Raw genomic sequence first — 14150 nt, 5'->3', positions numbered from 1 at the left:
ATCGATGCCCCCGTCGGTCCGCAATTTTTAATTCATATCATTCGGAACGATGAGGGCATCGTTCCCTACCCTAAAACATAATTTCATAATCTTTTGTAGGGTCGGACGACCCTGTCCGACCGTTGTCGTTATGCCGCATCTTCCTACAAATGTGTCTTAAATTTCTCCGCTTAATTTCACAACTACTTTTCCCAACATTTAGAATATTTGTACCCCCTCTAGAATAAGTATTACTATAGATGAGAAGAGAGGGGGATTCGGTATGAAAGTGAAGTTGAATCTAAAATTAAAGGCACTCAATTGGAAAACCATAGCGATTATGGCTATGATTATAATGATTGTGTTTGCTGGAATTTATACTGTAAAGTATTTTATGAAGGATGATGCTGGCGTGCCTTTTGAAGTTTTAAGCGAAGAAGCAATTCCACAAAAGATACAGGAGATATTGCCTAGGTATAAAGCCCTTGAGAGAGCTTTAGCCTGCAAGATCGATGATGAAATTTATGTCATTGTAACTAGGGGAGAAAAACCTACAGGTGGATTTACTGTTGATATAGACAGAATTGAAAAAGTGACTGAGGAAGAGAAAACCAAAATGGTGGTGTATGCCCAGTTTGAAGATCCTCAACCTGGGGATGTGGTGACACAGGTGGTTACATATCCTTATGTGGTGGCAAAGACAGAATTGAAAGCATTGCCAGATAAAATTGAGTTAAAAGTAAAATATGACGATTAATCTTTAAGCCTGCATCAAATTTTGATGCAGGCTTTTTCCATGATTTACATAGAAGATAATGACGAAAAATGTCGAAAAAGTAATAAGTAGATTTATCATAGAATAAGGCTTGGGGTTTCACAATAGATGTCTATTTAGAAAGTGAAAATATGAAAATACACGATAGGGAGGACAATTGATGATGAATTGGAAGAAACTGATTTTATCGAGCACCCTTGGTTTATCAATTTTTGCAGGCAGTATAGGAATGACTTATGGACAGGATTTAGCTTATAAAGTGCAGGCTGGAGACACCTTTTGGATCATTAGCCAAAAATACGGAATCACTATAGAAAGCTTGATGAAGGCCAATAATTCTACAGAAAAGACCATTCTTTATGTGGGTCAGAATATTATTATTCCCTCAACGAATGCTGCTGTGACAGGGGACAAGCTACATACAGTTCAATCAGGAGACACTTTTTGGATCATCAGCCAAAAATATGGAGTAGATATAAATCTTCTGATGAAGACGAATAATGCAACCCAGAATACGGTACTAAATATTGGAGATAAGCTTATCATCCCAGGGACTGATACAACAGCAGTAAAGGAAGCAACGTATACTGTCCAAGCAGGGGACACTTACTGGATCATTAGCCAGAAGATGGGCATTGATATTAGAAAACTGATGGATTACAATGGACACACTGAGAGGACAACCCTCTATGTAGGGCAGCAAATAAAAATTCCATCGGGTGAAACAGCGTCGGCGCCTGCGACTTCTTCACCAATAACTATCGAAAACACAGACTCAGCACCATACGTTACCTACACATCCTATGCTGTACAAAAGGGTGATGATTTCTGGAAAATATCAATTAAGTTTGGAATACCCATGTATGAGCTCATGAAAGTAAACAATATGAGTGAAAATACAGTACTGAATATAGGAGATCAGCTAAAGGTGCCTGTTCATCATGTACCTGTAAAGTCTACGCCGGGAAGTCAATATGGCGAATATCTTGACTGGTGGACAGAAGCCCAATACGTCCTACCTATTGGAGCCCAGTACAAAATGACAGATTTTTATACGGGCAAATCCTGGAACATGAAGCGTAGTATGGGGGCAAATCATGCTGATTGTGAGCCTATTACAAAGACCGACGCGGAAATTATGAAACAAGTTTGGGGTGGTACTTATAGCTGGAAGACGAGACCAGTAATTGTTGAATATAACGGTCGAAAAATTGCGGCATCTGCAGCTTCCATGCCCCATGATGTTCAAACGATTACGGATAATGGATTTTCAGGCCATATGGATGTTCATTTTGCCAATAGTACAAGGCATAAAGATGGAGAGGTTGATTTGGATCATCAGGCCAACATCAAAATTGCTGCAGGAATGAAATAAATAAGAGATAAAAGCACCTTTTTGAGTGATTGATCGTCAAAAAGGTGCTTTTATTTTTGAAAAAACTGAAGTTTATAGTTAGTCGATACATAACAGGGTATATATATCTACAAACTAAGGTAGGGAGGTTGAAGGAATGAGAGATAAATGCAGACTTACAGTAGATAAATTGAAAAGTAAATGTGACACCAGTGTTTTTGATTTTAATACGACAGCGGATTTATATCCGTTACAGGGTATTATAGGACAAAAAAGAGCGGCAGAAGCGTTGGAATTTGGACTAGATATTAAAAAGAAGGGCTACAACATTTTTGTGTCGGGTCAAAGTGGGACAGGAAGAAACAGTTATGCACTATCCATCGTGGAAAGAAAAGCAGAGGTAAAGCAAGCATCCGATGATTGGGTGTATGTACATAATTTTAAGACCCCCGATTGTCCTCTGGCACTTAACTTAAGACCAGGATTAGGAAAAGTATTTAAAAAAGAAATAGAAAACATGATTAGCCATCTTCAAAAAGAAATTCCTGAGATATTTCAAGGCAGGGAGTATGAAAATAAGAAAAGTGTGCTGCTGCAGCAGTATGAGAAATATACCCAAGAGACGATCGAAGAGTTGAATAATTTAGCTAAGGCCTATGATTTTATCTTTACCCAGACAGAGCGAGGGCTAATGAGTATCCCGTTAAAAGAAGGGAGGCCTATGACGGAGGAAGAGTATAGGAGCCTAGAGTCTGATGAAATCGAGATGCTGCGCAAGAAATCAAACCAATTGAGTCTGGAGACCATTGATATTTTTAATAAGCTCCGATCCTTAGAGGATGAATATAGAAAAAGAGTAAAACAATTGGATGAGAAAAGCGGATTAGATATAGTAGATTTTCATATTGGGCAGCTCATCGAAAAGTTTGGAGAAAATAAATGTGTAGAAGAATATCTCCGCCAGATGGAGGATGATATTGTAGAACATATTGAGAAATTTAAAACTGGTGACAAACCAGATCTAAGCGGTAATCCCTTGGCTATGTTTCAAATGCGATCCACTGAGGCTTTTTTTGATAGATATCAAGTAAATCTATTTATTGAAAATGGAGAGAAAGCAGGTGCCCCTCTTATCAACGAGACAAACCCCAGTTATCATAATTTGATTGGCGGCGTCGAATATAAGAATGAACTGGGTGTTATGAAGACAGACTTTATGCAAATCAAGTCAGGCGCACTGCATAGGGCCAACGGAGGTTACTTAATTCTTCAGGCTAAGGATATCCTGTCCAATCCTTTCGCATGGACAGCTTTGAAGCGGGCATTGAAGACTGGGGAGATCAATATTGAGAGTTTGGATAAACAGATGGGATATGTAATCACCACATCCTTGAAACCACAGCCAATTCCACTAGATATTAAGGTTGTGATCATAGGAGACCCATATACCTACTCCATACTATACAGTTATGATGAAGAATTTAAAAAGCTGTTCAAGATCATGGCTGACTTCGACATCGAAATGGATCGCAACAAAGAGAATATGTATAAAATGGCGCGATTTATCGCTACCCACTGCGAAAAAGAAAGATTAAAACATTTTGATAGATCAGCGGTGGGAAGGATCATCGAATACAGCTCGAGACTGGCAGACAATCAAGCAAAGCTGAGTTCACGATTTAATCAAGTGGTAGAAGTCCTCTATGAGGCGGATCTAGTAGCTGAGGCTATGGGAGCAGAGATCATCAGCATTGAACATGTGGAAAAGGCCATTGAACAAAAAATATATCGCAACAATAAATATGAAGAGAAGGTTCTAGAGATGTTTGAAGATGGAACCTTACTGTTAGATGTAGAGGGCGAAAAAATTGGTGAAATTAATGGCTTAGCTGTTACTGGCTCTGGGGAATATTCCTTTGGCAAGCCAAGTAAAATCACAGTAACCACCTATAGAGGCAAATCAGGCATTATCAACATAGAAAGAGAAATCAAGAGAAGCGGCAGCATCCATGACAAGGGTGTACTCATTTTAAGTGGATACTTTGGATCAAAGTTTGCTCAAAAAAGACCACTTTCACTATCCGCCAATATTGTATTCGAGCAATTGTACTCTGGCGTTGATGGGGATAGTGCCTCCAGTACCGAACTTTATGCACTGCTTTCCAGCCTTTCAGGTGTGCCGATAAAACAATATATTGCAGTGACAGGTTCCGTAAACCAGAAGGGTGAGATTCAGCCCATCGGCGGCGTGAATGAAAAAATTGAAGGATTCTTTAAGGTATGTAAGCTAAAAGGTTTAACAGGTCATCAAGGTGTAATGATTCCTCATCAGAATGTGAAGAATTTGATGCTGAATGATGAAGTTATGAAGGCTGTAGAGACAGGCATGTTCAACATATATTCAATCCATACCATTGACGAAGGCATTGAAATACTTACAGATGTACCGGCAGGTGTGAAAGATCAAAACGGAAAGTATTCTATGGGTACGATTTACGATCTTGTAGAAAAGAAACTAGAGGAGTTTTCAAAAGATATTGATGAAGAAGATAAAAAAGAATGAACATTGAAATAGGGCAGGTTTTCCTGCCCTATTTGCATGTGATGATACGGGTTTCTGTGATGATATAGTCAACTGGGTGATCAAAGGGTTCACTAGGCAGAGCTTCTGCAATTTGAAGATCAAATGCTAAGGCTATCGCTGAAATTCTTTTCTTCTGTTGACTAAAGAAGCGATCATAGTATCCACCGCCGTAGCCTATTCGATAACCCTGAAGGTCAAAGGCTACACCAGGAACGAGGATTAAATCCAAGCAATCGGGGTCAACGATACGTATAGCATCTTGTCTCGGTTCCAGAATTCCATAATTTCCAGGTATTAAGTCTTTTTCTGGATCGATAAGCTGGGAAAAAAGCAGTTGTTTCGTAGAGGGAATACTAATAGGGACCATGACTTTTTTTCCAACGGAAAGAAAGTGCTGAATGATTTGGTCTGTTTTTACTTCATTTCTAAAATCCACATATACCGATATATTTTTGGCTTCCTGGACCAAGGGGAAGTTCTTTAGTTTTTGGAAAATATTGAAACTCTTCTGCTGTAATTCTTCGTCAGTTAATGTACTTCTCATATTCAATTTTTCTTTACGAATCTGATTCTTCAAACGTTATCCCTCCAAACCAAGATAAGTATCCTTATCAAACAAGATAGCAGATGTTGAACTATGGTAATTTATAACTATTTGGAAATCTTTAAATTCATTATATAATAGAATATGGGGAAAAAAGTAGAAATATTTGTTATCCTCACAGATTTATCACAAAGCAACATGAAATTCGTGGTAAAATAGTAGAGGAAAATGAATGAATATGTAGAATTGTAAATTATAGTAGGAGATGGTGAGATGATAGAACTCTTGAATGTAACCAAACAGTATACAAACGGGACAATGGCCCTTTCAAATATTAATATAAAAATCGACAAAGGGGATTTTGTTTTTCTTGTGGGACCCAGTGGTGCCGGGAAATCTACTTTTATTAAGATGCTGCTCAAGGAGGTAGATCCCACAGAGGGAAAAATCATTATCGATGATTTAGAAGCCACAACCCTATCCAGAAGGAAGGTTCCTCAACTAAGAAGAAAAATGGGTGTAGTCTTTCAGGACTTCCGTCTACTTCCCAATAAAACGGTTTATGAAAATGTGGCCTTTGCCATGGAGATTATTGAGGCCCACCCTAAGGAAGTTAGAAGACAGGTGCCTATGATTCTTAGCATGGTAGGCTTGAGCGGTAAATCAAATATGTATCCTGATCAGCTTTCAGGCGGAGAACAACAGAGAGTATCGATTGCCCGAGCGATAGTGAACAATCCAGCTGTATTGATAGCGGACGAGCCTACTGGAAATTTAGATCCTGAAACTGCTTGGGAGATTATGAAATTGCTCAAACAAATCAATCGCAGAGGAACAACTATTGTCATGGCCACCCATGCCAAAGAAATCGTAGACGTGATGCAGCAGCGAGTAATCGCTTTGGAACAAGGAAGAGTTGTACGGGATGACAGGAAGGGTGTATATGGCTATGAGGATTAGAACCGTTTCATATATGATCAAGCAGGGATTAACGAGTATTTGGCGAAACAGGATGATGAGCATAGCTTCCATTGGATCGGTGGCGTCAGCACTGGTGATTTTAGGCATTGTTTTCATGTTGGTCTTGAATATCAATAGCTTGGCAGAGTCAGCAAAGGAGCAATTTGATTCTGTTCAGGTATATATAAAAGATGAAGTAGATGCAGCTGGTATTGAGAAAATTGGTGAGGCGATTATTGCAGTGGAGGGCATTGATGAAATAGATTTTTTATCCAAGGATGAAGCACTGGAAAACATGAAAAGCCAGTGGGGAGATCAAGGTTATTTGCTTGAAGGCCTTGAGACCAATCCCCTGCCGAATTCCTATGTAATTAAGATGAAAGATGTAAGCTATGCCGATGGGGTTGTAAATGCCCTTAAGAACCAGGATGGAATTGAAGAGGTAAAGTACTATAAAGATATTGTGGACAACCTTCTGAAAATTACCCACTTTATTCGAATGGTAGGAATAGGATTGATTGTAATCCTGATTGGTATTTCTATGTTTATTATTGCAAATACCATTAAGCTGGCGGTAGCTTCGAGATATCGGGAAATCAATATTATGAAATATGTTGGGGCAACCAATTGGTTTATCAGATGGCCTTTCCTTATAGAGGGTCTTGTACTGGGTTGTATAGGTGCCCTGATTGCTTTGAGTGTTGTAGGATATGGATATAAAATTGCAGTGGATGTGGTTACGCAAAAACTATATGTGATGTTGTCTGCCCACATGATTCCTTCAACCATAGCCATTCAAAATCTGGCAGTTATTTTTATTGTTTTAGGGGCTGGTATTGGAGCACTAGGAAGCATCTTTTCCATGAGAAAATTCCTAAGAGTATAGTAGCAAGCGTCAAAGGGGGATGAAAATGAAGCAAAAGCGTTTTTGGATATGGATAATGAGCATATTATTGATTTTTACATTTACAGCGCAGGGCTTTGCGTCAGATGCTGCCAGTGAACAAAAAAAATTAAATCAGATTACCCAGCAGATTAAGAACTTTCAGCAAAAAATGAATGCCAATAAAAAGCAGGAAAAAAATCTGACGACCCAAATAAAGACATTAGATCAAAAAATTGACCAAACTGAGCAGGAGATCGGCAGTATCAGTAATCAGATCACCATGACCAAATCTCAAATTGAAAAAACAAGAGCCGAACTACAGAAAGCCGAGAGCAATATTGCTAGCAAGAATGATGTCCTTAATGCTCGACTACGGGTTATGTATAAGAATGGAAATGTAGGCTACGCCGAGGTATTGCTGGCATCGGCAAATATCGTAGATTTCTTTTCAAAGATGGACATGGTGCAGAAGGTGATAGACCACGATACTGGACTTTTGAAATACATGAAGGAACAGCGGGAAGCTATTGATGACAAGAAAAAGAAGCTTGAGGCCTATGAAGGACAAATGGTTTCTATGAAAAATAAAATGGAAGTAAAGCAAAATGAGCTAGCATTAAGTCGGGGACAGGTTGCAAAAGAAAAGCAAAAGGTTCAGCAGGATAATGTAGCCTTGGAAAAGCAAATTGACGATTTGAATGACTATGCACAAAAGATCGCAGAAGAAATTAGAAGAAAGCAATCTAAGGGCGACTATACAGGAGGAGAGATGGCTTGGCCAGCACCAGGATACACGAGAATTACATCACCCTTTGGATATAGGATACATCCAATTCTTAAGACAAAGAAGCTTCACACGGGCATCGATATAGGAATTCCATTGGGAAAAAGTGTTGTGGCCGCTGGTGATGGAACGGTAATCCATTCCGACTGGTTAGGGGGATATGGAAAAGTGATCATGATTGACCATGGGGGCGGTATCGTTACCCTTTACGCCCACAATTCCAGCTTATCTGTAAATGATGGCGCGAAAGTGAAAAAAGGCCAGACCATCGCGAAAGCGGGTAGTACAGGAATGTCAACAGGCCCTCACCTTCACTTTGAAGTAAGGAAAAACGGAAACTATGTGGATCCTATTCCATGGGTAAAATAAAAATTATGAAAAGTCATATACTGAAAAAGTATATGACTTTTCTTGTTATTGATGGGTAATTAGACTATAATGTAAATGGAAATATATGGGGGTGGCAGAATGATTGAGGTAAGAAAACTTAGCAAGGTATTTAAAGATGTCCAAGGAAAAGGACTGAAAAAGCTAACAAAGGAAATCCATGCTGTAAATGGAATAGAATTCTCTGTGAAGGCTGGAGAGGTTTTGGGGCTCCTAGGAGAAAATGGTGCGGGAAAAACAACGACCCTGCGTATGTTGGCAACCATGTTAATGCCCACATCAGGGACGGCATTCATTAATGGCGTAGATCTTATACGGGAGCCAGAACAAGTGAGAAGCCAAATCGGTATATTGTTTGGTGGTGAGGTAGGATTGTATGACAAATTGACGGCCAGGGAAAATATCGCTTATTTTGGTGCATTGAACAACATGAAGAAAGACGAGATGGACACCCGGATTGAATTATTGGCCAAGAAACTGGGGATGGAAGATTACTTAGATCGCAGGGCAGGCAAATTCTCCAAGGGAATGAAACAAAAAGTTTCCATTGCCCGCTGCATCATTCATGACCCGCTGATTATGCTTTTCGATGAGCCTACATCGGGACTAGATGTAACAGCCGCCAGATTAATTCATGATTTTATAAAGGAATGCAAAGACTTGGGGAAAGCCGTTATATTTTCCAGTCATACCATGCATGAGGTAGAAAAGCTTTGTGACAGAATCGCTATTATTCATAAAGGAAGCATTATTGCCGTGGGTACAATCGATGAGTTAAAGGAAAAGTACCAGGGTAAAACCCTTGAGGATATTTTTGTAAGATTGGTAGGTGATGGGCGATGAACTGGAAGCACGTAGGGATCGTTCTGAAAAAAGAATTGAAGGGGATATTCCGTGACAAGAGAACCTGGATTGCCAGTATTTTGATTCCTACCTTGCTTTTCCCTGTATTGTTCAATTTAATGGGAAGTGGCATGGATAAGGTGGAAAAATCAGTGAATGCAGGAATCAAAATAGCAGTAGAAGCCCCCTTAGATGGAGAAAGGGTAATAAAGAAATTAGATGATGACCCTATTATAGAGGTCACACAGGAAGAGAATCCCCACCAGGCTTTAGAGAAAGGTAGAATTAAAGCCATTGTTGTGATCGGCAGTAGCTTTGAACAAAAATTAAGTAATGGACAGCAAGGGGAGATCACCATAAAGTATGACGAATCCAGTACAGAATCAAGCTTCGCTTTACCGAAGATAAAAGGTGTATTGGAAGACTATAACAATCAAGTTGTTAGTCAAAGATTAGCGGATCGCGGCATTGATCCGTCCATATTGACACCCATTCGATTAGAGGAAGAAACAATCACAAAGGAGAATTCAGGTCCGGGATTATTTATGTTGTCTTTCTTACTGCCTATGCTGCTGGTATTATACCCCATCATTGGGGGTATTCCAGTGTCTATAGATTTGGCCGCGGGAGAAAAGGAAAGACAGTCACTGGAGCCTTTGCTCTCTACAGGTGCCAGTCGACTGTCAATATTGATCGGTAAATATATAACAGTGACCTTTGCATCGGTATTAGGCGTTGTGGCATCGTTGACTGGCTTAGTGATTGCATCAAGAACTTCGCCGGAGATGCTGCCTACGGATATCACCATTTCCGCCCTAGGCATACTGATTATGGCATGTATCTCTATTGTGATTGCCATGATTATCAGTGCCATTTTACTGGTCATTAGTATCTTTGCAAGATCTTACAAGGAAGCTACCACGTATATGAGCCCATTAACCATTGTACTGATGGTACCTGTGTACTTAACTATGTTTTCAGATATCAAAACAACTTCTGATGTGATGTTCTTTATACCAATATTGAACGCGGTACTCCTCATCAAAGAAGCATTGTTTGTGATTAATCCTTTACACATAGGTATTACCTTCGGGGTTTCGGGGGTGTTGGTGCTGGCAGCCATATTTTTTGCAAAGTATATGTTTGACCAGGAGTGGGTAATTTTTAGGTCTTGATGGGGTGCATCAATGGTATAATAGGATAAGACAGAATAGAAGGAGAATAAGCTATGGCAATGTATAGAGCAGGTGATTGGGATAATTTGGATCAAGTAAAGGTACTTGGTATTCAAAGAGAATTGACGGATTGGTATGGGAAAAATCATCGAAAACTTCCTTGGAGGGAAACCAGTGATCCCTACTATATATGGATCTCAGAGGTAATGCTTCAACAGACCAGAGTGGATACGGTAATTCCGTACTTTTTAAACTTCATTGAAAAGTTTCCTACCATGGAAGACTTAGCCCAAGCCCATGAAGAAGAAGTCTTGAAGGCTTGGGAAGGATTAGGGTACTACTCCCGGGTGCGAAACCTTCAACGGGGAGCGAAAGTTGTCGTGGAACAATACGGGGGACAGGTACCTAAGGATCTCCAGGAAATTAAGAAGATACCAGGGATTGGACCCTATACAGCAGGAGCTGTTCTAAGTATCGCCTATGATCAGGCTGTTCCCGCTGTAGATGGCAATGTAATGCGGGTTTTTTCACGATTGTTTTGTATAGAAGATGATATTTCTGAAGGAAAGACCAGAAGTGAGATGGAGAAGATTGGGTGTGTAGTTGTGCCTAGAGAAAACCCGTCTTCCTTTAATCAAGGACTGATGGAGCTGGGTGCACTCATCTGCACGCCCACGTCACCTAAATGCAATGCTTGTCCAGTATATGACCAGTGTTGTGCTGCGCAAAGGGGCATTCAAAATAAACTGCCTATCAAAAAGAAGAAGCAGGCTGTAAAAGAAGTAGAGCTAGAAGTAGCACTGGTGTGGAACGACGATAAGGTTCTCATTATGAAAAGACCAGAAGATGGGCTTTTGGCAAGCCTTTGGGCATTACCTTCAGCAGTCAGAGAAAAAGGATGGGAGCCAGGAAGCAACATCATTGAAGTCTTGGACGAGGAATATGGCATAATAGTGGATGATATAACCTATGTGTTCGATGCTCAGCATGTATTTACCCACCTGAAGTGGAATATGAAGGTGTATGACTGCAAACTATCTTCAAAAGTAGTACTTGAATATCCACAAGTTCAATGGGTTACCCTGGATGAGATAGGGAACTATGCCATACCTACAGCTTTTATGAAAGTACTGAGAAAGATCAATAGATAGACGGGGGATAGCGATGAAGGGACAGAAGAGAATTCGGGACTATGGAATAACTATTGGGAAGATGATGCCGGGAAAGAAAAACGCCATTACGGATGTATGTGGCGTAAAAGTAGGATAATGCGGCATAAATGCCGCAGATCAAGATCGAGATCCAGATTGAAACCCGTAGGGACAGGGTCATCCTGCCCTTCTTCTGCTGATCTCTTAGGTCTTCGGGCGGGAAAACCCGCGCCCCTACCGTCTTTACTCGATCTCAATCTTGATCTCGATCTTCTGTCGTATCCTTTATTTGTTACGAATACAGCCTATATCAGCGTAAAATTCTGAGATAGGCTATAATTTTGTACCTAACCATAAAAAATAAATTCTATGTTTCAAAAAAATATTATATAATGATTAGGGTGACGAAATACATATTAGAAAAGTGGGTTGACGATATGATACTTGCAGAGAAGAAAGCAGTTTCCAATGTGGAAGTACGAAAGAAAATATATACCATGGTTATTCCGATTTGTATGGAAAATGTTCTGCAGATGTTGGCAGGTTTCATATCGACAGCCATGATTGGATGGACTGGGGCTTTGGCAGTGTCGGCCATGGGGTTGAGCATGCGTATTACCCAGATTGTATGGGCATTGTTCAAAGGAATTGCCACAGGAGGGACAGTTTATGCTGCCCAGGCTTACGGAGCCCAGGATCATAAAAAACTTAGAAATGTCATTCAGCAGACCCTTATTTCATCTGTTCTATTTGTCATTGGAATTCAGCAGCTAATTTTTTGGAAAACAGATTTTTTTATTGGTTGGTTTAACGCTGATGGTGAGTTATTAGAGAAGAGTCTGATCTATTTAAAAACTGTATCCCTCGGCCTTCCTTTCCTTGCCATCATGTTGGTGGTTGCCGGTGTGCTTCAAGGAATGGGAAACACAAAAACGCCCATGAAAATAGCATTCATCATGAATATAGTTAATATTTGTGTCAGCTATGTACTGATTTTTGGTAAGCTGGGATTTCCTTCTTTAGGTATTATAGGTGCTGCTATAGGAACAGCGTGTGCCCAATTTGTCGGCGCCTGCATAGGGCTATATGTTCTATTTTGCAAAGACGGTATTCTGTCGGGTCTACTGACTACTAGCTTTCTAAAGCTTGATAAAGAAAAGATACAAGAGATATACAGAATGGGTATGCCTACAGCTTTTGAATCCATCTTCTGGCAGGTATGTACCATCCTATTGACACGATTGATTTTGAAGTTTGGCGTTGAATCTTTAGCTGCCCATCAATTGGGATTGCAAGCGGAGGCCATCTCCTATATGCCTGCAGCAGGGTTTAGCATTGCTGCCACTGCCTTTGTAGGTCAAGCCATCGGACGCAAGGATCAGGAACTAGGGAAGAAATATATAACTGAAATTGTGAAAGGTTCAATTATACTCACCAGTTTTAGCGTTGCGATCTTGCTGTTTTTGCCCGGGAAGGTTATGGGTTTGCTGACCAATGATGCTGGCGTCATTGGATTAGGCGTAAAGTATTTGATGCTTATGGCAATCGTTCAGATTCCTCAAAATGTGGCAGGGGTACTGAATGGTGCATTGCGCGGTGCTGGCTTTACAAAGGTACCTATGATTGTGGCAGGCACGGGCTTATGGCTAGTGCGATTACCTTTCGCATATCTCTTATCCCTAAACTTTGGGTTCAATATTATCGGCGTTTGGTTGGCTATGACCTTAGATTTAGCTTTCCGGTTTGTGTTAAGCTTTATTTTGTATAAACGTAAAAACATTTATCAATATATGGCATGAAGGAAACTGCTGATTCTATGATCATAAAAAATGAATGAAAATAAATTTATAAAAAATGTTTGAACGTTTATAACTTGGGTATCTATTGTTTAGTAATGAGTGTTTAGGCTTTACAAAAATGGAAATTAAAGGTTGCGTTTTTGCGCCTTCTAATTTATAATAATTATTAGTTAATAAATTTTATTTAAATAAATTTACTTTATGGAGGTATGAATAATGGAAAACAAAAAAACATTAGAACACTTGATGGCTGCATTTGCTGGGGAATCTCAAGCCAACAGAAAGTATTTAGCTTATGCGAAAAAAGCAGAAGCGGAAGGAAAAATCAATGCTGCAAAATTGTTTAGAGCGGCTGCTGAAGCAGAAACCCTTCATGCCCATAAACATTTTGAAGTAGCAGGAAAAATTAAGGATACTGCAGCAAATCTGAAGGATGCAGTAGCTGGGGAAACGTATGAGTATAAGGATATGTATCCAGAGTTTTTAAAGGCCGCTGAAGAGGAAGGCAATCAAGCTGCAATTCGTACATTTACATATGCACTAAAGGCAGAAGAAGTCCATGCGAAATTATATGAAGAAGCCCTTGCAGACATGGATAGTGATGAGGAAGTATTCTATTATTTATGTCCAGTGTGTGGAAATATTGAAAAGGCAGTTCCAGAGAAGTGTTTTATCTGTAACGTGCCAGGAGAAAAGTTCATTAAATATTAGTTGTTAGCTTAGATAAAAAACGGATGGAAACATCCGTTTTTTTATTGGTCTTAATAGATTTTACAAAAAAGTAACAAATTGCATATTGCTTTGATATTTCATAAAATTTGTAATAGTATGAAGAAGTAGAATAGTAATCTTATGTTTAAAAGAAACTGGGTGACTGGAAAACGACATGATCATTATGATGACCAATGGAATTTTCTGATTTATAAAGA

The 14150-nt window shown here is 39.6% G+C and carries 12 protein-coding genes; 11 read left to right on the top strand and 1 reads right to left on the bottom strand.

What is annotated here, in order from left to right:
* Positions 1–262 precede the first annotated feature (262 nt).
* The 3 genes from K0R93_RS06495 (at position 263) to K0R93_RS06485 (ending at position 4671) form a co-directional block, all read left to right on the top strand.
* Positions 263–736 (top strand): protease complex subunit PrcB family protein, encoded by a 474-nt coding sequence (locus tag K0R93_RS06495; protein WP_300299170.1) that lies wholly within the window; start codon positions 263–265, stop codon positions 734–736.
* Between the two features lie 178 nt (positions 737–914).
* Positions 915–2129, top strand: a complete 1215-nt coding sequence (locus K0R93_RS06490; protein ID WP_300299168.1) for a LysM peptidoglycan-binding domain-containing protein — start codon at positions 915–917, stop codon at positions 2127–2129.
* A 136-nt stretch (positions 2130–2265) separates the two neighbouring features.
* On the top strand, positions 2266–4671 hold the full coding sequence (locus tag K0R93_RS06485) for a Lon protease family protein (RefSeq protein ID WP_300299166.1): 2406 nt from the start codon (positions 2266–2268) through the stop codon (positions 4669–4671).
* A gap of 28 nt (positions 4672–4699) precedes the next feature.
* On the opposite strand, the gene K0R93_RS06480 is transcribed toward K0R93_RS06485, so the two are convergent.
* On the bottom strand, positions 4700–5269 hold the full coding sequence (locus K0R93_RS06480; protein ID WP_300299164.1) for a 5-formyltetrahydrofolate cyclo-ligase: 570 nt from the start codon (positions 5267–5269) through the stop codon (positions 4700–4702).
* A 240-nt stretch (positions 5270–5509) separates the two neighbouring features.
* Here K0R93_RS06480 and ftsE point away from each other — a divergent pair, with 240 nt between their 5' ends.
* The 8 genes from ftsE (at position 5510) to K0R93_RS06440 (ending at position 13932) form a co-directional block, all read left to right on the top strand.
* Positions 5510–6196, top strand: coding sequence for a cell division ATP-binding protein FtsE (ftsE, locus tag K0R93_RS06475; protein WP_300299162.1), 687 nt, complete (start codon positions 5510–5512; stop codon positions 6194–6196).
* Complete coding sequence (ftsX, locus tag K0R93_RS06470; RefSeq protein WP_300299160.1) at positions 6180–7082, top strand: permease-like cell division protein FtsX; 903 nt, start codon at positions 6180–6182, stop codon at positions 7080–7082. The genes ftsE and ftsX overlap by 17 nt, the downstream gene beginning before the upstream one ends.
* A 25-nt stretch (positions 7083–7107) precedes the next feature.
* Positions 7108–8235, top strand: coding sequence for a murein hydrolase activator EnvC family protein (locus K0R93_RS06465; protein ID WP_300299158.1), 1128 nt, complete (start codon positions 7108–7110; stop codon positions 8233–8235).
* A 99-nt stretch (positions 8236–8334) separates the two neighbouring features.
* The gene (locus tag K0R93_RS06460) at positions 8335–9096 is read left to right on the top strand and encodes an ABC transporter ATP-binding protein (RefSeq protein WP_300299156.1); all 762 of its coding nucleotides are present in this window, start codon (positions 8335–8337) and stop codon (positions 9094–9096) included.
* Complete coding sequence (locus tag K0R93_RS06455) at positions 9093–10271, top strand: ABC transporter permease (RefSeq protein WP_300299154.1); 1179 nt, start codon at positions 9093–9095, stop codon at positions 10269–10271. Before K0R93_RS06460 ends, K0R93_RS06455 begins: the two co-directional genes overlap by 4 nt.
* 53 nt (positions 10272–10324) lie before the next feature.
* Positions 10325–11422 carry an A/G-specific adenine glycosylase gene (mutY, locus tag K0R93_RS06450; protein ID WP_300299152.1) on the top strand — a complete coding sequence of 366 codons (1098 nt, stop codon included), beginning with the start codon at positions 10325–10327 and terminating at the stop codon, positions 11420–11422.
* Between the two features lie 437 nt (positions 11423–11859).
* On the top strand, positions 11860–13221 hold the full coding sequence (locus K0R93_RS06445) for an MATE family efflux transporter (protein ID WP_300299150.1): 1362 nt from the start codon (positions 11860–11862) through the stop codon (positions 13219–13221).
* Positions 13222–13437: 216 nt separating this feature from the next.
* The gene (locus tag K0R93_RS06440; protein ID WP_300299148.1) at positions 13438–13932 is read left to right on the top strand and encodes a rubrerythrin family protein; all 495 of its coding nucleotides are present in this window, start codon (positions 13438–13440) and stop codon (positions 13930–13932) included.
* Positions 13933–14150 lie beyond the last annotated feature (218 nt).

The organism is Anaerosolibacter sp. (assembly GCF_029240175.1).
Classification (GTDB): domain Bacteria; phylum Bacillota; class Clostridia; order Peptostreptococcales; family Thermotaleaceae; genus Anaerosolibacter.
Note: the sequence above shows the minus strand (reverse complement) of the source record. Positions and strands in the feature narration are given on the sequence as shown.